Origin of the sequence: Marinimicrobium alkaliphilum, from assembly GCF_003259155.1 — a bacterium.
Lineage (GTDB): Bacteria > Pseudomonadota > Gammaproteobacteria > Pseudomonadales > Cellvibrionaceae > Marinimicrobium_A > Marinimicrobium_A alkaliphilum.
Window position 1 is genome coordinate 205441 of record NZ_QGMQ01000006.1, and the last position, 20363, is coordinate 225803.

Genomic DNA, 20363 nt, shown 5'->3' on the forward strand with positions numbered 1-20363 from the left:
ATTTGGAGACTAACGATGAACAAAGCAATTAAGAGCGCGTTGATAATTGGCGGTGGTTTTTCCGGCATGTCGGCGGCCATCGAGCTTCGTAAGCGTGGTATAGACGTGGAGGTTGTGGAGCTGGATCCAGAGTGGTCTCCACTCGGAACAGGGATCACACTATCACCCCCAACCCTCAGAGCGCTTGAGGTCATCGGCGTCGCGGACGAAGTGGGCAAGTACGGCTTCTGTGCTCCAAACCTCGATATCAGAAGCCATGACGGTCATCCAATTGCCCAGATCCCTACTCCAACGCCGGCCAACTCCAACCAAACCGGTGCTGGCATCCTGCGCCCAGATTTGGCAAAGATTCTTGCAAAAGCCACGCGTGAATCCGGCACCCGCGTTCGGCTGGGAGTCACATATAAAGACATTACACACAGTGACCAGAGCGTGAAGGTAAGCTTTACCGATGGCACCGAAGGCGAATTTGACCTCGTTATTGGCGCCGACGGCCTGCACTCCAAGCTCAGGGATCTGCTGTTTCCCGGACACACGCCTCCAAGCTACACCAAACAGGCTTGCTGGCGCGCGGTTCTGAATCGCCCAAAGACCATCGAGCGCCCCACCTTCTGGATCGGCCCAGTCGGCAAAATCGGGGCAAACCCCATCTCTGAAGACAAGATGTATATGTTCATTAACGAGTATCGTGAGTCCGATGACTACGTCGATCCCAGCCAGTGGCGATCAATGATGATCGATTTAATTCAGAAGTTTCCAGCACCAGAATTGCAGGAAGCACTGGCCGAGTTTGATGGCGATATTGATGTCGACTTCCGACCGCTTTATAACCTGCTACTGCCACGACCCTGGCACAAATCCCGCGTCGTTCTTATCGGGGACGCTGTTCACGCGACCACCCCCCACTTGGCTTCAGGTGCGGGCATTGGTATCGAAAGCGCTATTGTTTTGGCGGAAGAGCTCGGCAAAGAACAGAGCGTGGACGATGCGCTACAACACTTCGAGGATCGACGCTGGGAGCGCTGTAGACTGGTTGTCGAGAATTCGGCCCGGCTCGTTGAGATCGAAAACGCGCACGGAGACAAATCTGAACACTCCAAAGTCGTTAGTGAGTCGATGGGAAAACTCGCCAATGCTTTAGATTAAAGTCGACTGGGATTCGGCAGACTATCAGGGTACGGACCTGAACTGCCGAAATACCTTGAGCACCTGTTAATCACCTCACACTAGAATTTTACTTCTTTAAACTCCACCACCCGTTCCACCTTTTCCCCATCCCAAAACAACCGATAGTGCCGCCCCTGGCGCGCCGGGGGCACCAGAGCTTTGGGGCGCAGAAGCGCGACACATTCCCCACCGGGGTTGCGCACGGAGCGGTAGAGGATGCCGTTTTCATTTTGGCGCTTTTGTTCGGTGCCGAAGATCTGGGAGGGCGCGTAGTTGTCCGGGTGATGCAGGTCATTGCGTGCGCGCACGTCCACCAGCGCGGCGTCCACTTTGCAGCGGTAGCAGCGCAGAGTGACTTCCTGCGCGGCCTCGTTGGTGGCACGCAAAAAGCGGCTGCGACTGTGGACCGCTTCTTTAAGTGCCGTCTCCAATTCCAGCCCGGCGTAATAGATGCCGAAGCGGCCAGTGGTAAAGCGGCTGGGCACGCCGATATGGGTAAAGGCGGCCATAATGGGGGACGTACCGGCCCCCACGACCCGCTCCTCTGGTGCCACCAGGGAAATATCCCCGGTCAGATCCCGCAGGCGATCGTTGGTTATCGCCTCCAGGGCGTAGGCGGCCTCCAGCTCACCCGGGTCGAGCAGATTCTCAAACAGCTGGATGGGCGGAAAATGGCTGGGCACCAGACGGTAGGTGGTCTGTCGACAATGGACTCTGGCGAGTGCCTGCACCTTAGGCATAGTGCGCGCCCCGCCAACCATCCAGGTAGCGGCGCACATCAGCCAGATCCACCACCTTGCCCGCCAGCATCCGCTCCAGGGCACTCTGGCCGCCAAAGTCACGGTTGGGTTTGCGCACCCAGTCGCGCCAGGCTTCGGGCGAGGCAAACAGTATCTGCAGGGCTTTATAGATGCCGGCGATATAGGACAGCCGCTCCAGGGTGTCGGGCGACAGCTTGAGCGGCTCGCCGCTGTCGACCCGGTGGCGCCAGGTATTGAGCGTCGTGCGGCTGCTGAGGCCCGCCAGGGTGCAGCGCTCCTGATCGGTCAGGCCCCACGCCTCGGTGATGGCCAGAAACAACTTGGCCGCGACCCGGCCCAACTCACCCGGAGCAGGCTCTGGTTGTCTCAAAGGTTGTATGGCCATAGACACCTCCCAAGTGCACCTCTTGTGGCTGCGGAACCCATATTCCAATTATGAACATATTTAGTTAATTTGTCCAATAGTGTACACAGCAAGAATCCGGCAGGCGAGTGCCAAAAGCAATTGACAGCCCGTGGGTTCTTTGCAACCCTCATAAGCGCCCGCCGAAGCGGGCCAACCCGAATGGAAATCCCCAGCAGCCATCACCGGAGACCGGCCACAATGCCCCGCCCAGCCCTGACGCTACTGTTTACGTTTTCGGTATTCGCCTTCGCGGCCTGCGACCACGGCCATGATCACAACGGCGACCACAGCCACGATCACCCCCATGAACAGCCATCGGACGCCGACGGCGAGACCCGGGCCTACTATGGCGACGAAGAGCCGGTGACCATTGAGTCGCTCCCGGACGACCACCACGGGCACGATCACGACGGCGACCATCACGGCCATGACCACGAGCACAATCATGACGGCCATTCCCATGACCACTGAGCCAACATCTACCTGGGGTTGGGGCCTGCGCGGCGGATTGCTGGCATTGGTACTGCTCGTAACAGCCTGCAGCGACCATTACCACCATTCAGATTCCCACGAGCATGAGTTGCCTACTCGAGAGATCACTCACTTTACCGACGCCACCGAGCTGTTTCTGGAATTCGGGCCCCTTATCGCCGGCGAGCGCACGGCCCTGGTGGCGCACTTTACCGATCTCAACGACTACCGCCCCATTGAGCAGGGCCACCTGGATGTGATCCTCTCCGGCGGCGGTGAGCCCATGGAGCGCTTTCGCATCGAGAGCCAGCGCGCGCCGGGGATTTTTCGCCCCACCATCGCCCCGCGCGCCGAGGGCGAACGCGAGCTGCGGCTGGTGCTGACCACCGACAAGCAGGAGATCACCCACGCGCTGGGCACCATCACCGTCCACGCCTCCAGGGAGGCCGCGCGCAGTGCCCGCCACCCCAGTGCTCCGACCGGCGAAATCGGATTGTATAAAGAACAGCAATGGCGCAGTGAATTTGCGGTCGCCCCGGTGCAGCGCCAGCCGCTGCGCGACTCGGTGAGTGCACCGGCCCGGGTGCGCGCGGCGGCCAATGGCGAGTTTGTGGTGACGGCGGTGGTGGCCGGATCGGTACGCGCCACCGGCGACTTTCCGGCGCTGGGCGACCCGGTCGAGAAAGGCCAGGTGCTGGCGACTCTGGTGCCCCGCGCCGGCGAGGGCATCGATCACGCCTCTCTGGATGCCGAGCAACAAGCCGCGCGCACGGCACTGGAGCTGGCGCAGACCACCCTGGCACGGATCGAACAGTTGCACGAGCGGGGCGCGATCTCCACACAACGGTTGGAGGAGGCACGCGCAGAAAGGGAACAGGCGCAATCGCGCCTGCGCTCCGCCGAACTGCGCCTGGCTCAACTGGGCAGCGATGACCAAGGCGGCCTGGAGCTGCTCGCGCCGCTGGACGGCATTATTGCCCGGGTGCCAGTGGCCCATGGCGCCGCTGTCGATGCCGGCAGCCACCTGTTTCATATTGTCGACCCGCGAGACCTGTGGCTGGAAGTACAAGTCAGCGAAGCCGATGCCGGGCGGCTGGATTCGCCCAGCGGCGCTGCCTTTGAGTTGCCCGGCGCGACCGAACCGGTCACCCTTGACGTCGGCGATAATGCCCGGCTGGTGGGTGTGGGCTCGATGATCGACCCCATCAGCCGCAGCCTGCCGGTGATTTTTGCATTGCAGCCGCCCGATCCCCGGCTCAAGGTCAATCAACGGGTGCAGGCCCGCATCTACACCGGTCAATCCCGGGAGGCGCTCTCTATTCCGTCATCCGCCGTGATTCAGGACGGCGGCGAGCCGGTGGTCTATGTGATGGTCAGCGGCGAATCCTTCAGCCGCCGCCCTGTGCGCCTGGGCGCCCGCGACGGCGACCGGTTCGAAGTACTGGAGGGCCTCTCCGAAGGCGAACGTATTGTCAGCAAAGGCGCCATGCAGGTTCGCCTGGCCGCTGCCACCCCCGACGCCATGGGTCACGGCCATGCGCATTAACCGGGGGCTGTTGGTATGATTGCACAGCTGATCCGCTGGTCCCTGGGCCACCGCCTTGTCGTTCTGTTTGTCGCGCTGCTGATGCTCGCCTGGGGCCTGATGGAAACGCGGCAGATGCCTGTGGATGTGTTTCCCGACCTGACCGCCCCCACAGTGACCGTTGTGACCGAAGCCCATGGCATGGCCCCGGAGGAGGTGGAAACCCTGATTACCCTGCCCCTGGAAACGGCGCTCAATGGCGCCTCCGGCGTGCGCCGGGTGCGCTCCCACAACAGCGTGGGCATCTCGATCATCACGGTGGAATTCGACTGGGAGTCCGACATCTATCAGGCCCGCCAGATTGTCGCCGAGCGTCTGGCCACCGCGCGCGGTGAGCTGCCCCCAGGGCTGCCCGAACCAACCCTGGCACCGGTCACCTCGATCATGGGCGAGGTCATGTTTGTCGCCCTGCAATCGGACCGGCACGACACCATGGACCTCAAAACCACCGCCGACTGGGTGGTGCGTCGGCGCCTGATGGCCCTGCCGGGCGTGGCGGAAGTGATTCCTAACGGTGGCGACACCCGCCAGTTTCAGGTGGTGGCGGATTCCCAGCGCCTGGCGGAATATGAAGTCACCCTTTCGCAGCTGATGGCCGCCGTGGCCCAAGGCAATGAAAATACCTCCGCCGGTTTTCATGTGGACAACAATCAGGAATTTCTGATTCGCGGCCTAGGCCGCATCAAACACAGCGACGAGATAGGCGAGATTTTTGTCGCCGAGCGCGGCGGCCGGCCAGTGCTGGTACGCGATCTGGCGGAGGTGGGCATAGGGCCCGCCCCCAAGCGCGGCACCGCCAGTTACAACAATGAATCCGCCGTGGTACTCGGCATCCAGAAGCAGCCCGGCGCCAACACCCTGGCCCTGACCCGCAGCCTGGATGAAACCCTGACAGACATTCAGCGCAGTCTGCCCGAAGGCATGACCCTGCACAGCGACCTGTTTCGCCAGGCGGATTTTATCGAGCTGGGCATCAACAATCTGGCCACCGCCCTGCGCGACGGCGCGCTGCTGGTGATCGCCATTGTCTTTGCCTTTCTCGCCAGTGCCCGCGCCACTTTGGTGACCGTGACAGTCATCCCGTTGTCGTTGGTCGCCTCCATTTTGGCCATGAAGGCCGCCGGCATTGGCATCAACACCATGACTCTGGGCGGCATGGTGATCGCCCTAGGCGTGCTGGTAGACGATGCCATTGTGGTGGTAGAGAACATAGTACGGCGCCTTCGGATCAATGCGGCCAGGCCCGAAGCCGAACGGGACAGCACCCTGTCGGTAGTCAACGCCGCCACCCGGGAAGTCCAGGGCGTAGTGGTTTTTGCCACGGTGAGTGTGGTGCTGGTGATGCTGCCGATTTTCTTTCTGGTGGGCGTGGAAGGGCGACTGATTCAGCCGCTGGGGTTTGCCTATATCGTCGCCATGTTCGCCTCGCTGGTGGTGGCGGTCACGGTCACACCGGTGCTGTCCTATTGGTTGCTGGGCAAAGGGCGCATCCTGCGCCAGACAAAAGAACCCCGCCTGGCCGCATGGTTCAAGCGCGGCTACGCACCCCTGCTCACCTTCACCCTGCCTCGCTGGCGGACTCTGGCCGCGATTTCTTTTATCGGGGTGGCCATCACCCTGTTTGCCCTGGCCTCCGCCGGCCGGGCTTTTCTACCCGACTTTAACGAGGGCAGCCTGACCATCAATGTGGTCACCCTGCCCGGCACCGACCTGGAACTGTCCGACGAGCTGGCCGGCCGTGTCGAGTCCATTCTGCTGAAACAGCCGGAGGTGGTGGCCACCGGCCGGCGCACCGGTCGCGCCGAGCGCGACCCCCACGCTCAGGAAATCTATGCGTCTGAAATCGAAGTTACTCTGGATATGCAGGAGCGCAGCCAGGCGGAACTGCTGGCCCATCTGCGCGAGGAGTTTTCGGGGGTTGCCGGAGTCAATATCACCATCGGCCAGCCGATTTCCCACCGCATCGACCATATGCTCTCGGGCACCCGCGCCAATATCGCCATCAAACTCTTTGGCGAAGACCTGTACGACCTGCGCCGCTTCGGCGCCCAGATCGAGGAACAGGTCAGCGGCGTGCCCGGCGCGGTCGATGTCTCACTGGAGCAGCAGGCGGAGATTCCCTTTGTCACCGTCGACTTCGACCGGACCGCCCTGGCCCGTTACGGCCTGAGCCTGGGCGAAGTCAGCCACCTGATGGAAACCGCTTTTTTCGGTACGGCGGTGTCCCGGGTGCTGGAGGGCGACGCCAGTTTTGATCTGGTGGTGCGCCTGCCCGACAGAGCGCGGGACAATATCGACACCATCCGTGAGCTGCCGGTCACCACCCACGAGGGCGCGCAAGTGCCCCTGTCGGCCTTGGCCCGGGTTGAATACGACCGGGGCCCCAACCAGATCGGCCGGGAAAATGTTCAAAGGCGCATCATCGTCATGGCCAATGTCGCCGGGCGCGACCTGACCGGCGTGGTCAATGAAGCGCGCGAGCGCATCCAGGCCAATGTCGATCTGCCAGCGGGTTACTTTGTGGAATACGGCGGGCAGTTTGAACAGGCCGAGGCCGCCACGCGCACTTTGTTGATGCTCAGCGCCGTGGTGATGGTGGGGATTTTTCTGTTGCTGCATCTGGTGCTGGGCGCCAGCCGGGATGCTCTGCTGGTGATGGTCAACCTGCCCCTGGCTCTGCTCGGCGGCGTGCTGGGCCTGTGGCTGGCCGGCGGTGTGCTCACCGTCGCCACGCTGATCGGCTTTATCACCTTGTTCGGCATCGCCACCCGCAACGGCGTGATGCTCATTGCCCATATGCAGCACCTGGCCCGCCACGAGGGCGTTACCGATCCCTGGGAACAGGTGCGGCGCGGCGCTCTGGAACGGCTGGTCCCCATTACCATGACCGCTCTGGCCACCGCATTGGCGCTGGTGCCCCTGGCTTTGTCCGCCGGCCAGCCCGGCAGCGAAATTCAGGCACCAATGGCCATCGTCATTCTGTTCGGGCTGCTGAGCTCCACCCTGCTCAATATGATTGTGCTGCCGGCGCTCTATCTGCGCTTTGGAGCACTGCCGCGGGAGGCAAGCCGGTAAGCTCACTGGAACTCGGGAAAATTTTCCGGCTTGTTCAGGCGCCAGTCATAATCGATAAAGGAATTGTAGCGCCCACCGTAGTCCCACACCGAGTCGACCATCCCGTCGCCGGGGTCTGTCAAGAGTTTCTGGATCATGAAGTCGTTGTAGGCGTTGTTCCAGAAAGCCAGAGCCAGCTCGCGGGTATCGAGCTGATCCGGGTCTAAGTCGGCAAGCAGCGCATCCTGTTGCTGCAGGCGACGTTCAGTCGCTTCATCTCCCAGGCCGCCGCGTAATCGAAGGCCGAGACCAAGCCCCCGTCATCCAGCTGCCTTTCCTGCAGAAAACCGTTCAGAAGATTCGCGTAGGGGGCAAAGGTCGCGTCCAGGTCAGCGGCCGCTGCACTGACCGCAAACAGTAGCGCCAGGACAAGTGTGGTGCGGCGCAGAATGGGTTTCATGGTTGGCTCCTGTTATCCCGTGCCTCTTGGTCGCCCGGTAGGGCCACGTCTTACGGCGCCTGCGCCAACCACCTGGCTCAAGTCAGCTCCGAGCGTACCCCACAATCGCAGAGCCGGGCAACGACCAGGGCTGGCGGCGGCGCCAGCCCTGGTAGCCGGTACTGCGCAGTGCAGCAAAAGAAAAAGTAGAAATAATTTTGCATGGCGGGAATAAAAACATGTGGCGCCCGTTGTCTCTTGTGAAACACAAGCAAAAGGCAAGAATCCGTTGCCTTTGCACTGCGATCAATCAAGAAGAGGTCTTACCATGAAACACCTAAAAAAAAGCGCATTGGCCACCTCCATCGCCCTGGTCCTGACGGGTTGCGGCGGCAGCAGCAGCGACACTGCCCCAGACACCAGCAACCCGGACAACAACCTGGACAACGGCGGCAGCACTGGCTCAAGCACCCGAGTCAGCTCCTCTGGTGTAATTACCGGCTTTGGCAGCATTTTCGTGAATGGGGTTCGTTACGACACAGCCACCGCCGAGATCGAATTTGACGGCGAAGGTCTGAAGACGGAAGACGACCTTCGTCTGGGCATGCGGGTCGCCATTGAAGCGGCTCAAGAGGGCGAAGAGCGTCGCGCAACCCGCGTTGTGTTCGACAAAGACCTGAAAGGTCCGGTCAGCAGTGTCTCTCCCAATGCCGACAACCCGGCTCGGGGCACCCTGGTGGTATTGGGTCAAACAGTAACCGTTGACGCCAACACCATTTTAGGTGGCGGCATCGGCGACGCCAATATGGACGGACGCATTGACCTGAATGACCTGGACAGCACCGAAGGACGTGTCGTGGTTGAAGTCAGCGGCTTCCTCAGCGACACCGGGTATATAGCCACTCGTCTGGACCGGCTCAACAGTGATGACGACGATGACGACGACAACGAAGTGGAAATCAAAGGTATCGTTTCCGATCTGGATACAGACAACGGCACCTTCATGATCCGAAGCCTGCTGGTTACCTATGACCTGACTGTTCTTAACGATGACATTGAAGAAGGTCAACTCAGCAATGGCTGGTTCGTGGATGTGGAGGGTGAACTGCAAGCCGACGGCAGCCTGCTGGCCACCGAAATCGAGCGCGAAGACGACTTTGATGATGACGATCGGGATGGTGAGTTCGAAATTGAAGGCTTCATTCAAGCCGTCGATACCGAAAGCACCCCCAATACCGTCACCATCAATGGTCTCGTAGTTCCCGTGACCGACGCCAGCCTGCTGGCCAACCTGATTGGCGTCAAGGTCGAAGTCGAAGGTTCGTTCAATGCCCAAGGCCACCTGGAAATCGATATCGAAGACGGTATCGAGTGGGAACGCACCAACAATGTTGAGATTTCCGACCGCGTTGAGACCGTCGGCACCGACAGCTTCACTACCCGCCTGGGGATCACTGTTACTCCGACCGGCAGGAGCCGGGTGGAAGACGATGGCGAAGACGGCGATCGCCTCAAGCCGGAGGACTTCATGGCCCGCCTGCAAGCCGGTGACGCCATTGAAGCCCGCGGCTATCTTGCGGAGGACGGCACCCTAACCTGGAACCGGATTGAGCGCGACAGCGATGAGGAAGACATGGACTGCTCTCTGCGTGGCCCGGTGGAAGCCGGCAGCATTGATGTCTCCAGCGGCATCTTTACCATCCTTGGGGTTTCCATCGATACGTCCAGTATTATGGACGAGGACAACTTCGGAGACACGGAAGACAACAGCCTCGGACGGGTCAACTTCTTCAATATCCTGGAGACTGAGGCCGGTGCTGTCGTCGAAGCCGAAAGCGACGAAGACAATACCGCCGGTTGCTCCAACGAACTGCTGATCGCCGAGGAAGTCGAGTTCAAGTGGGATGACGATGTAGCAACCACTTTTGATCGGGACGACGATGACGATGACGATGACGACGAAGATGACGACTTCGACGATGATGAAGACGACGATCAGGATGACGACGACGATGACGACATGGATGACGATGCCTAAGGCATAGAGGGCACACCGGGCCACAGGGACATGGCCCGGTTGAGGCCCCTCTGATCAGTCCCCCCAGGCTTTTTGCACAAACCCATGTGGGGACTGATCAGAGGGTCTTTGATTGCCAAACCTATTACCTCTGCACTACTCTATCTGTTCACGTTATAAGCCCTCATCCCTTTGAACCGAGCCAATGATCATGCCCCTGACTGACTTCCCCTCCGCTCCCCGCCTGCTGATTGGTAGCGTGATGGGTATTTTACTGAGCGCTGGTGCCGTTGGGGCAGAATCGCCATTTTCCTCCTTTGGCACCTCACAGCCACAGACACTGTATCTGGCGCAGCTTGATGACGACTTCGATGATGATGACGACTTTGATGATGATTTCGACGATGACTTCGATGATGACGACGACCTCGACGATGACTTTGACGACGACCTTGACGACGATTTAGACGATGACCTGGATGACTTTTTCGATGAGTCAGATCTCTTGGAGGACAAGGTTGAGGATCTGGTGGAGGACGCCGCTGAAGACTCCCTGGAGGACAATCTCGAAGAAGCGTTGAGCCAGAATGGCCTGGGCGACCGTTTCGATCAGGACGAGGCGTTGGCCGATGCCCTCGAGGAGCGGCTCCTGGACATGCTGGAAGATGACCTGGAGAACCTGATTGAGCTGAATACCGGCGATATCATCGTCAGCAATCAAATGCTGGTGGTCACCGACGACGCTCTTCTGGATCGGCTGGATCGCCACCCCGGTATTGCACTGCGGACCCGCCGCTCACTCTCCGCACTGGGGGTCAGCCTGGGCAGCTTTCAGGTACAGGGTGACCTGCCGCTGGAAGCCCTGCGCACCGAACTGCGCGAAACTTACCCCGGCCTGTCGGTGGATTTCAACCATGGCTATGAGCTGAATCAGGACTCGCGGGAAGCCAGCGAGGCCTCAGCGACACTGTCATCGCTCTACCGCACGGCGCCTCCGGGGCAAACGTCCGCAGCCATAGGCATGCTCGACGGCCCGGTGAACACAGCGCACCCCGCTTTTGCGGGCGCCCGCCTGGAGCAAAAGTCTTTTGTCTCCCGCCCCTCTGAGCGAGACCGGGCGCATGGGACGGCAACGGCCTCGCTGCTGGTGGGCCGCACGCCAGATTGGGAGGGGCTGGTGCCCGATGCCCAGCTCTACGCCGCCTCGGTATTTTCCGAGCACACCCAGTATGGCTCCATTGCTACGACCCAAAGCCTGATCAGAGCCCTGGACTGGCTGGTATCCCAGCCGGTAGACATCATCAACATCAGCCTGGCGGGACCGGCCAACCAGACCCTGGAGACCGTGCTGCAGCGGGTTCGGGACTTGGGCATCCTGCCCGTCGCCGCAGCAGGCAATGCCGGCCCTCTGGCCGACCCCCAATACCCCGCGGCCTACCCCAACGTGGTGGCAGTGACCGCAATTGACCGGCAGGGAAACCTTTATTCCTATGCGGTTCAGGGAGATCATCTGGATTTTGCCGCCTACGGGGTCAACCTGACGGCCGCGTCGGGGGATCAGGGGTTTGATCTGGTCACCGGCACGTCCTTTGCCGCGCCGGTGGTGTCGGCACTGCTTGCTCGCTATTTGGCCGATACAGGCTCAATGGAAGGCGCGCTGCAAGCACTGAAAGAGGACACTTTGGACTTGGGCGATCCCGGCAAGGACGTGCGATTCGGCCACGGCCTACCGGGAAGAAGTCAGCTTCAGAGCCCCGTTGAGCCCTGATCGCCACCTTTCGCAGCAGTGCCGCTTTATAGAAGCTCCAGGGTAAAGCGCGCTTCCAGCCGATTATCGGTGTAATCCACGCTGGCAAGGTTGGAGGCGTAATCCCGGTGCTCGTAGCGCAGCTCCAGCTCCAGCCGTTCCCCGAGCGGGATCTCCAGGCGCCCACGCCAACGCTGGCGCTCATCCAGACGCGGCCCGCTGACAGGCGTCGATGCGTCGCTCAGATACTGGCGCTCTTCGTAGCGCCAGTCCAGTTTCAGCGTGGCCCACCTCGACAGACGCCGGTTGTACATTATTCCGAACCGGTGCGCATCGTAATCAAACCGGGACTGTTCAGCGCGCTTGGCGTTAAATCGGTAATTGACACTGAGGTAGTGCGCCGTGCCATCCAGAAAATAATACCCGGCCAGGTCCGCCCGGGTATCGTCGTTGTTGCGCTGCGGAGCCCGCAGCAAATCCGTCTGCTTGAACGCGAGTCCACCGCGCAGGTAAACGGACCGGCCGGCCAGACCGGACAATTGCAAGCCAATCTGACGATTTTCCAGAAGGCGCTCTCCACCCAGATGGGCTACGCTTCCATCCAGCCGGGTAGTCCAGCGCACCGGGCCCAAACGTTGACTCAAATTACCGTAGCCGTGATGCAGGTCCAGGTCGTAGCTCGGGTATTCTTCAAATCGGCGCAGCTCCATGAAATAGCCAGCGCCGATCCGGCGCCCGCCCGCCCACTCGTGGGCCACATCGAGATCCACCGATCCGACTCTGGCCACGCCGGATTGCCTCGACACAGCGTCAAGCTCCTCCACCACCAGGTTGTCCTCGTAGCGGGCGCCCGCCGAGACAGACAGATCCACAGAGTCGCGCACGCCACTCCAGAGGGAGCTGCCCTCTTCAGCCTGAGCCATCGGCACAAGCATACACAGCGCAGACAACAGACTGAGCGGCGCCAAGGCGCCGCTCAGATTAACTCCCGGAACTGTCACCACTCAATTCATCCTCATTCGTCCAGAAGGCGCAACCGGGCAGCCTCTTCCTGCGCTGTCAAAGCTTCACCCGCCTGCAATTGTTCCAGCGCCTCCGCCACAGCCCTTTCAGGCCCGGATGCCGGCTGGAAGCCTGTAGCAGGAGCCCGGGTTTCGGACACCAGGATCTCCCATTCGTTGGTGTCGGTCCGACACGCCAGGCCGGACAGCGTATCATCGCCCGTGCGCCCGGCATACTCCCGGCATAACCGGCCGTCGGCGGTTTCGTAACTGGCCAGTGGCATCACCTGCCAGCCTCTATCAGGATCCGTCCTGCGTTCGCCGCTGGGAGTCTGTTCCAGACTTTGGTACACAAAGGTACGCATGGTGTTTGAATCCGGGCTGGGGGTGGCCGTCCAGAAAAAAACCGCACCCAGAGCCAACACCAGGGAGGCCGCCATGGCCCAGTGCGAGGGCGCCAGACGCCACTTTTCGGGAAAGCGGAGCAAGCGTCCCTTCGCAGGCGCACCCTCGGAAGCCGCCTGAATCAATCGCTCCGGAACCGGCTCATCCAGCACCCCGTCCAGGCTTGTTTTCACACTGCCATCCACCGCCCGAAGACGCGCAAGCACTGTGCGAGCATCGGGCTTCTCCGCCAGCAGCGCTTCGGCCCGGGCCGTGTCCTCAGGCCCGGTTTCGCCATCGGCATAGGCCATAATCAATTCAAAATCGGCATCATTCATTGCGCTGTCTCTCAATCAGTTACGCTGTCCAAGGGTGGCAGGCACTCCATCAGGCGGAGTCGCCCGCGCGCCAACCGGCTCATCACGGTCCCGATAGGGATCTCCAGCTGCTCCGCCACCTCCCGGTAGGAGTACTCCTCGACCACGACCAGCAGCATTACCAGCCGCTGCTCTTCGGGAAGCCCTTCAATGGCTCTCATGGTGTGCCGAAGCAGGTCTTCGTTCTCTGCACGATCGGCACTATGAGTATCCTCCCAGTCCGGTAGGGATTCTTCCGCCTGACTTACCGGCGCGTGCTTCTCCCGGCGCAGATGGTCAATCCTCTGGGTCTGGATAATTCGATACATCCAGGAATCCAGCCGAGTACCGGGCTGCCATTGATGCTGCTTGGCCAGCGCCTTTTCACAGGCAGCCTGAACCAGGTCGTCGGCCTCCTCCTGATTGGCCGTCAAGCCAAGCGCAAACCGCCTCAGTCGCGGCAGAAGGTCCACCAGTTGCGAGCAAAAATTCTCTGTCATTCAGGCCTCATATTACAGACAACGCGCCAATACGGGTTTTATTCCCGTCAAGAGTCAATAATTAAACATGCTGCGGCTATAGTCTGGCACAGAACCCACGTCACTGTGGCCGATTCAACACCAAGTGTCAGAAGGCGCCAAGGTTACATCTTTGTCGTGTTTTCGTCATACTGCGGACAAAGTTTTCCTTTTGCGACGGAGGCAAGGGGGTCGAGGGGAGCTTCAACACCGGACAAGCTATGGCAGTAAACTCACCAGAAAGTATTTTCCGGGATAGCCGATGGCGGACGAGAAGTGCTGAAAGTCTACGTGCCGCTTATATACCTATCGCGGCGAGGCACTGTCGCCGGCCTGTAGGCTCTACCGGGGCCAAACACGAAACTTTCGAACGCCCGGCGGCGGATTCGCGCCTACACTTCTCAAACAGGATCAAGTAATAAGTGTAACGATCCTGAAAGCCTGGCCCTGGAGAACTTCAAATGACGTCTGATGATACCCAAACAAACGCAAAAACCGCTGAACTCTACCGAATGGTGACCGATGAGCACGTCTGTCCGTTCGGCCTGAAAACCAAGGATCTGCTGGAGCGACAAGGCTTCGAGGTTGAAGACCACCTTCTTGAGACGCGCGAGCAAGCCGATGCCTTCAAACAAAAGCACCAGGTGGATACCACGCCTCAGGCTTTTATCGACGGTGAGCGCATTGGCGGTTACGAAGAAGTGAGAAAACATCTGGGAATGGATGTCCCTGGGGAAAAGGACGTCAGCTATAAGCCCATCATTGCGATTTTCTCCACCGCATTTCTGATGGCATTGGCCGTGGCCTGGATGGCACTGGGCACGCTCTGGTCGCTACACACCCTGGAGTGGTTTGTGGCCATTGCCATGTGCCTCCTGGGCTTGCAGAAGCTCAAGGATCTGGAAAGCTTCAGCACCATGTTTCTCAACTACGACCTGCTGGCCCAGCGACAGGTGCGCTACAGCTACGTCTACCCATTTGCAGAAACCCTGGCCGGCATTCTGATGCTGGCGGGCGTGCTGATATGGCTGGCGGCACCGCTGGCACTTTTTATCGGCACCATCGGTGCGGTATCGGTGTTCAAGGCGGTTTATATCGATAAACGCGAACTCAAATGCGCCTGCGCCGGCGGCGACTCGAAGGTGCCGCTGGGCTTCGTGTCACTGACCGAAAATCTGATCATGATTTTAATGGGACTGTGGATGCCTATCAGGATGTATCTGCTTTGAGGACGAGACGGTAACTAGCGTTTGGAGCCCCCTCGAAAAACACCGCGCACCGCGCGCCAGGCGTTGCCGGCGACGCTGCGCAGTTGCCGGCCCGACAGCTCACGATTTTCCTGCCGCTGGCTGCGATGCAGATAGCGCCAGTAATGGCTGCGCTCAGCCTGGGCGTGGTGCGCCGCGAAGGCGGTGTGTAGCTGCTCGCGCGCCTGCGCCGCCAGAGGATCTGCCAGGGACAGAGCAATGACATTCTCGGTGGGCATCGACAGTTGTTCCGCCACGTCGGCGAGGGCGCCCGACGCCTTCAACTTTTCACTGTGAGTCAGTGCCACCAACAGTGGCGGCTCGGGCTGACCCGCACGCCCTCCCAGCCAGCGCGTGAGTCGCGCGAGCTGACCGGCCTCATACGCCACATCCATCTCGCCGGCATGGCTGACCCAGAGGATAATATCCGCTGCCGCGACGGCTGCGCGGGCGCGACGCCGTGGCAGGCGCTTCCAGGCCGGCGTGTCCCACAACTCCAGCTCGCCCCACTCCACCGACTCGAGTCGGTGCACGCTAATCCACTTATCGCTAGCCTCCGGGTCGGCTTCTGCCCGGCCCTGGGTCAAGGTTTCAAGCAGGCTGGTTTTGCCACTGCCGGCGGGGCCGAGCACCAACACCTGCAACGGGTGGCCACTGCCGTGAGTCAGGGTGCCGCTCAACAGCAGATTGCCGCTGTAAAGCTCAATGGCGTAAAACCCGACTTTGCGCACATACTCCTGCAAGAGCCAGCGCTGCATCCGGTCACTGCCATAATCCAGAATATGCCCGCCCACCGCACGGCTGAACTCCTTGTAGAGCGCGCTCGCCGGGCTGACCAACGCGCGTCCCACGCGGTACACATTGTGGTAACGCGAGGCAGTCTGCTGCAAGCGCCGCGCCTGGACCAGGTTGCCCAGACTGAGACGATGACTGAAGGGCAAGGTGTGCACGATTTCCTGGCGCAGCTCACGGCTGGCGCGCTCGATAATCAATAAGGTATGGGGTACCGTCAGCTCCAGGAGCGGCTGCGCCTTATCGGGATGGAAATGGCCCGCAACCCGGGCTAACGTCTGCTGTCCCAATAGCCAGAGGGCGGAGCCGTCACTGAGCGCGTGCTCGGAGGGATTGGCGCTTTGCGCCAAGGCTTCGACCTGCACCCAGGCGCCTTCGGCCGTGGTCGACCAGTTGCGATCGGGGTGGGTTCGCGCCTCCAGTATTCGGCGTTTGTCGTTGCGCGCCAGCCACAGCTGCAAGAGCAGCGCACAACCGCCGCAGGCCGCCAGCAACAGCAACCAATACCCCAGGTACCCCGTCTGCCACAGCCACACCACGCCAGCCAGGGGAATAACAGCCAGCGGTATGTAGGTCAGCACCAACGCCAGGAGGCGCAGGCGACCGAATTGACGGATCAGGTCTTTCATGGCTCTACTATAGCAAAGGACTGACTAGGCTTTGCGCGCCCGAAACTTACGCCCTTTCATTTTGCCGTTATTGATCAGGTTGAGAGCATCGCGCGCCAACGCGCGTTTGACCGCCACATAGGCGCGATGGTCTTGCAGTTGGATCTTGCCCACGTCACTGCCCGCCAGTCCGTCTTTGGCAGTCAGAGCGCCGAGGATATCGCCGGGGCGAAGTTTCTGTTTTTTGCCCCCCTCGATCTCCACAGTCACCATGGGCGCCTTGAAACCCGACGTCTTCAGAATCGACGCATCCGGCGGCGCGACTTCCACCGGCTCCTCCGGTAACAGCTCGCGCAGCCGTTCAAGCTTGAAGCGCTCGCGCTCCTCAAACAGGGTGATGGCGGCGCCGCTCGCGCCTGCGCGCCCGGTGCGCCCGACCCGGTGCACGTGCACCGCCGGCTCCTTGGCCAGATGCACATTGATCACCAGGTTAACCGCCTCAATATCCAGCCCCCGGGCGGCGACGTCCGTGGCCACCAACACCGAGGCACTTTTGTTGGCAAACATGGCCAGGGTTTTGTCGCGCTCGCGCTGGTCCAGGTCGCCGTGCAACGCCAGGGAGTCCAGCCCCTGCGCCTGCAGATAAGTGGCCAGCTCGTCGGTTTCTTTTTTGGTGGTGCAAAACACCAGGGTCGCATCCGGACGCTCCTGCAACAGCCAGCGGTGAACCGCATCGGTACGCGCCACGCCCTCGAGCAGACAGAAACGCTGGTCGATATCCCGGCGGGTATCCGCATCGACCTTGACCCGCACGGGTGCCTGCATGATGCGTTCGGCAATCTGCTGAATCTGCTCCGGATAAGTGGCACTGAAGAGCAGGTTTTGGCGCTGCTCGGGCAGATAACCGACGATGCCATCCAGCACTTCCTGAAAGCCCATGTCGAGCATCCGATCCGCTTCGTCGAGCACAAAGGTATGCACGGCGTCCAGACGGAGGGTGCCTTTGCGCAGGTGGTCGTCGATCCGCCCGGGCGTACCCACCACAATGTGTGCGCCGTGTTCGAGTGAACCGATCTGCGGACCGATAGGCGTACCACCGCACAGGGTCAGCACTTTGATATTGGTCAGGGTACGCGCCAGACGCCGGGTTTCCTGGGCGACCTGATCCGCCAGCTCGCGCGTCGGACACAGGATCAACGCCTGCACCGCATAGTGTTCCGGCCGCAACTTGTTGAGCACCCCGAGGGCAAAGGCCGCGGTTTTGCCGGAACCGGTCTGCGCCTGAGCGATGACGTCCTGCCCGGCGAGCATCACCGGCAGACTCTGGGCCTGAATGGGCGTCATCTGATGGTAACCGAGGCTCGCCAGATTCGTATGCAGCGCCGGATCCAGGGCCAGATGGCTGAAGTCGTGGGTGGCATCCGAGGGGGTTTGGGTCATGATAGCTCCGGGCGGGTGATAATGGCGGTCAGTGTACCGCATAAAAAAATCCCCGGCTTGCGGGCCGGGGATTTTTATCGTGCCGTGAGGGTGAAAGGTTATTTCAGATCAAAACGATCGGCATCCATCACCTTGGTCCAGGCATTGACAAAGTCCTTCACAAATTTCTCTTTGGCGTCCGCCTGGGCGTAAACCTCAGAGATGGCCCGCAGCTGCGAGTTGGAGCCAAAGATCAGGTCCACGCGGCTGCCAGTCCACTTGACTGCGCCGGTTTTGTGGTCCTTGGCTTCGTACACGTCTTCTTCGCCAGACTTGGGGGCCCACTGGGTGTCGGTGTCGGTCACGTTGACGAAAAAATCGTTGGTCAACTTGCCCGGGGTTTGGGTGAACACACCGTGCTTGGACTGCTTGTAGTTGGCATCCAGTACACGCAAGCCGCCCACCAGCACCGTCATTTCCGGCGCACTCAGGCCCAACAACTGAGCTTTGTCTACCAGCAGTTCTTCATCCGCAACCGCGAACTTGGTGCGACGGTAATTGCGGAAGCCGTCGGCCTCGGGCTTGAGCCACTCGAACGACTCGGCGTCGGTCTGCTCTTCGGTCGCATCGGCACGTCCCGGAGTGAAAGGCACTTCAATGCTGTGACCCGCGTCTTGCGCGGCTTTTTCCACCGCCGCACAGCCACCGAGCACGATCAGGTCGGCCAGCGATACCTTCTTGCTGCCGCCTTTGGTATTGAAGTCTCTCTGCACGCCTTCGATCGCTTTCAGGACCTTGGCCAGCTGCTCCGGCTCATTGACTTCCCACCCTTTTTGCGGGGCCAGACGGATGCGCGCACCATTGGCGCCGCCGCGCATGTCAGAGCCGCGGTAGGTCGATGCGGCCGACCAGGCGGTGTAAATCAGTTCGCGCGCCGACACACCGCTGTCGAGCAGTTTCGCCTTGAGCGCTTTGATATCGCTCGCATCAATCAGGTCGTGATCGACTTTCGGCACCGGATCCTGCCAGATCAGGTCTTCGGCAGGCACTTCCGGGCCAAGGTAGCGATCTTTGGGGCCCATATCCCGGTGAGTCAGCTTGAACCAGGCGCGGGCAAACGCGTCGGCGAACTCTTCCGGGTTCTTGTGGAAGTGCTCAGAGATTTTCCGGTACTCCGGATCTTCACGCATCGCCATATCCGCGGTGGACATCATGATGCCTACGCGCTTGGACGGATCTTCCGGGTCGGGCGCGTGGTCTTTATCGGCCAAACCTTTAGCGGCCCACTGGTTGGCACCGGCTGGGCTCTTGCTCAGCTCCCACTCGTAGCCAAGGAGCACGTCAAAGTAGCTCATATCCCACTTCGTCGGGGTGGGGGTCCAGGCGCCTTCCAGGCCACTGGTGATGGCATCGCGGCCCTTGCCAGTGCCGTAACTGTTCTTCCAGCCCAGGCCCATTTCTTCGATGGGTGCCGCCTCCGGCTCCGGTCCCACATACTTGTCCGGATCGGCAGCGCCGTGAGTTTTACCGAACGTGTGACCGCCGGCGGTGAGCGCCACGGTTTCATAGTCATTCATGGCCATGCGCTTGAAGGTTTCCCGAATATCCTGCGCCGAGGCCAGTGGGTCGGGGTTGCCATCCGGGCCTTCCGGGTTGACGTAGATCAGACCCATCTGCACAGCGGCGAGCGGGTTCTCGAGATCGCGTTTACCGGAATAACGGCTGTTCTCTTTATCGCTGGAGGCCAGCCACTCTTTCTCGGCGCCCCAGTAGATGTCTTCTTCAGGCTGGTATACGTCTTCCCGACCACCGGCAAAACCGAAGGTTTTAAAGCCCATGGTTTCCAGCGATACGTTGCCGGTAAGAATGTACAGATCCGCCCACGACAGTTTGTTGCCATACTTTTGCTTCACCGGCCACAGCAGGCGGCGGGCCTTGTCCAGGTTGCCGTTGTCAGGCCAGCTGTTCAGTGGTGCAAAACGCTGGCTGCCGGTGCCCGCGCCACCTCGGCCATCGCCCACACGGTAGGTGCCGGCGCTGTGCCACGCCATACGGATCATAAAGGGTCCGTAGTGGCCGTAATCGGCAGGCCACCAGTCTTTGGAGTCGGTGAGTACCTTGGCGATGTCCTTTTTGACTTCGGCGAGGTCGAGCTTCTTGAATTCTTCCGCGTAGTTGAAGTCCTCGCCGAGCGGATTGGATTTGGGCGAATGTTGATGCAGGATGTTCAGATTGAGCTGGTTCGGCCACCAGTCCTGATTGGCAGTGCCGCTGCTGGTGGTGGTGCGCGAACCGTGCATGACCGGGCATTTGCCCTGATTGTCGCTATTAGCCATAGTTGTCTCCAATGATTGCTGTCCGGGTACTTTTGTACTTGTCACTGACTTTCTG

Annotated in this window: 17 protein-coding genes; 7 read left to right on the top strand and 10 right to left on the bottom strand. The window is 60.6% G+C overall.

What is annotated here, in order from left to right; translation table 11 throughout:
* Positions 1–15 precede the first annotated feature (15 nt).
* Complete coding sequence (locus tag DKW72_RS11465; RefSeq protein WP_111642502.1) at positions 16–1146, top strand: FAD-dependent oxidoreductase; 1131 nt, start codon at positions 16–18, stop codon at positions 1144–1146.
* Between the two features lie 80 nt (positions 1147–1226).
* Here the strand turns inward: DKW72_RS11465 and DKW72_RS11470 are convergent, their stop codons facing one another.
* On the bottom strand, positions 1227–1907 hold the full coding sequence (locus DKW72_RS11470; protein ID WP_111642503.1) for an RES family NAD+ phosphorylase: 681 nt from the start codon (positions 1905–1907) through the stop codon (positions 1227–1229).
* A complete protein-coding gene (locus tag DKW72_RS11475; RefSeq protein ID WP_111642504.1) occupies positions 1900–2313 on the bottom strand; it encodes an MbcA/ParS/Xre antitoxin family protein in 414 nt (137 codons plus the stop codon). Before DKW72_RS11475 ends, DKW72_RS11470 begins: the two co-directional genes overlap by 8 nt.
* A 219-nt stretch (positions 2314–2532) precedes the next feature.
* Here DKW72_RS11475 and DKW72_RS11480 point away from each other — a divergent pair, with 219 nt between their 5' ends.
* Genes DKW72_RS11480 through DKW72_RS11490 form a run of 3 tightly spaced genes read left to right on the top strand, consistent with a single transcriptional unit; the run spans position 2533 to position 7465 of the window.
* The gene (locus DKW72_RS11480) at positions 2533–2805 is read left to right on the top strand and encodes a hypothetical protein (protein ID WP_111642505.1); all 273 of its coding nucleotides are present in this window, start codon (positions 2533–2535) and stop codon (positions 2803–2805) included.
* Entirely contained in the window at positions 2762–4351 is a 1590-nt protein-coding gene (locus DKW72_RS11485) for an efflux RND transporter periplasmic adaptor subunit (RefSeq protein ID WP_111642506.1), read from the top strand. Before DKW72_RS11480 ends, DKW72_RS11485 begins: the two co-directional genes overlap by 44 nt.
* 15 nt (positions 4352–4366) lie before the next feature.
* Positions 4367–7465 carry an efflux RND transporter permease subunit gene (locus DKW72_RS11490; RefSeq protein WP_111642507.1) on the top strand — a complete coding sequence of 1033 codons (3099 nt, stop codon included), beginning with the start codon at positions 4367–4369 and terminating at the stop codon, positions 7463–7465.
* Between the two features lie 2 nt (positions 7466–7467).
* On the opposite strand, the gene DKW72_RS16695 is transcribed toward DKW72_RS11490, so the two are convergent.
* Positions 7468–7602: a hypothetical protein gene (locus tag DKW72_RS16695; RefSeq protein ID WP_269777894.1), complete on the bottom strand. Its 135-nt coding sequence runs from the start codon at positions 7600–7602 to the stop codon at positions 7468–7470.
* A 65-nt stretch (positions 7603–7667) separates the two neighbouring features.
* On the bottom strand, positions 7668–7904 hold the full coding sequence (locus tag DKW72_RS11495; RefSeq protein WP_111642508.1) for a hypothetical protein: 237 nt from the start codon (positions 7902–7904) through the stop codon (positions 7668–7670).
* Positions 7905–8211: 307 nt separating this feature from the next.
* Here DKW72_RS11495 and DKW72_RS16395 point away from each other — a divergent pair, with 307 nt between their 5' ends.
* Positions 8212–9921: a DUF5666 domain-containing protein gene (locus tag DKW72_RS16395; RefSeq protein WP_157960469.1), complete on the top strand. Its 1710-nt coding sequence runs from the start codon at positions 8212–8214 to the stop codon at positions 9919–9921.
* A 190-nt stretch (positions 9922–10111) separates the two neighbouring features.
* Positions 10112–11668 (top strand): S8 family serine peptidase, encoded by a 1557-nt coding sequence (locus tag DKW72_RS11510; RefSeq protein WP_157960470.1) that lies wholly within the window; start codon positions 10112–10114, stop codon positions 11666–11668.
* Positions 11669–11694: 26 nt separating this feature from the next.
* Here DKW72_RS11510 and DKW72_RS11515 read toward each other — a convergent pair whose 3' ends face one another.
* Genes DKW72_RS11515 through DKW72_RS11525 form a run of 3 tightly spaced genes read right to left on the bottom strand, consistent with a single transcriptional unit; the run spans position 11695 to position 13888 of the window.
* A complete protein-coding gene (locus tag DKW72_RS11515) occupies positions 11695–12651 on the bottom strand; it encodes a porin family protein (RefSeq protein WP_111642511.1) in 957 nt (318 codons plus the stop codon).
* A gap of 11 nt (positions 12652–12662) precedes the next feature.
* A complete protein-coding gene (locus tag DKW72_RS11520; protein ID WP_111642512.1) occupies positions 12663–13370 on the bottom strand; it encodes an anti-sigma factor in 708 nt (235 codons plus the stop codon).
* A gap of 11 nt (positions 13371–13381) precedes the next feature.
* A complete protein-coding gene (locus tag DKW72_RS11525; protein ID WP_111642513.1) occupies positions 13382–13888 on the bottom strand; it encodes an RNA polymerase sigma factor in 507 nt (168 codons plus the stop codon).
* A gap of 479 nt (positions 13889–14367) precedes the next feature.
* Between DKW72_RS11525 and DKW72_RS11535 the strand changes: the two genes are divergently transcribed.
* Entirely contained in the window at positions 14368–15135 is a 768-nt protein-coding gene (locus DKW72_RS11535; protein WP_232522389.1) for a glutaredoxin family protein, read from the top strand.
* A gap of 14 nt (positions 15136–15149) precedes the next feature.
* Here DKW72_RS11535 and DKW72_RS11540 read toward each other — a convergent pair whose 3' ends face one another.
* From DKW72_RS11540 to katG, 3 genes are all read right to left on the bottom strand, one after another.
* Positions 15150–16574 (bottom strand): GTPase family protein, encoded by a 1425-nt coding sequence (locus DKW72_RS11540; protein ID WP_111642514.1) that lies wholly within the window; start codon positions 16572–16574, stop codon positions 15150–15152.
* A 24-nt stretch (positions 16575–16598) separates the two neighbouring features.
* Positions 16599–17993, bottom strand: a complete 1395-nt coding sequence (gene dbpA, locus DKW72_RS11545) for an ATP-dependent RNA helicase DbpA (protein WP_111642515.1) — start codon at positions 17991–17993, stop codon at positions 16599–16601.
* 98 nt (positions 17994–18091) lie between these two features.
* On the bottom strand, positions 18092–20308 hold the full coding sequence (gene katG, locus DKW72_RS11550; protein WP_111642516.1) for a catalase/peroxidase HPI: 2217 nt from the start codon (positions 20306–20308) through the stop codon (positions 18092–18094).
* Between the last annotated feature and the right edge of the window lie 55 nt (positions 20309–20363).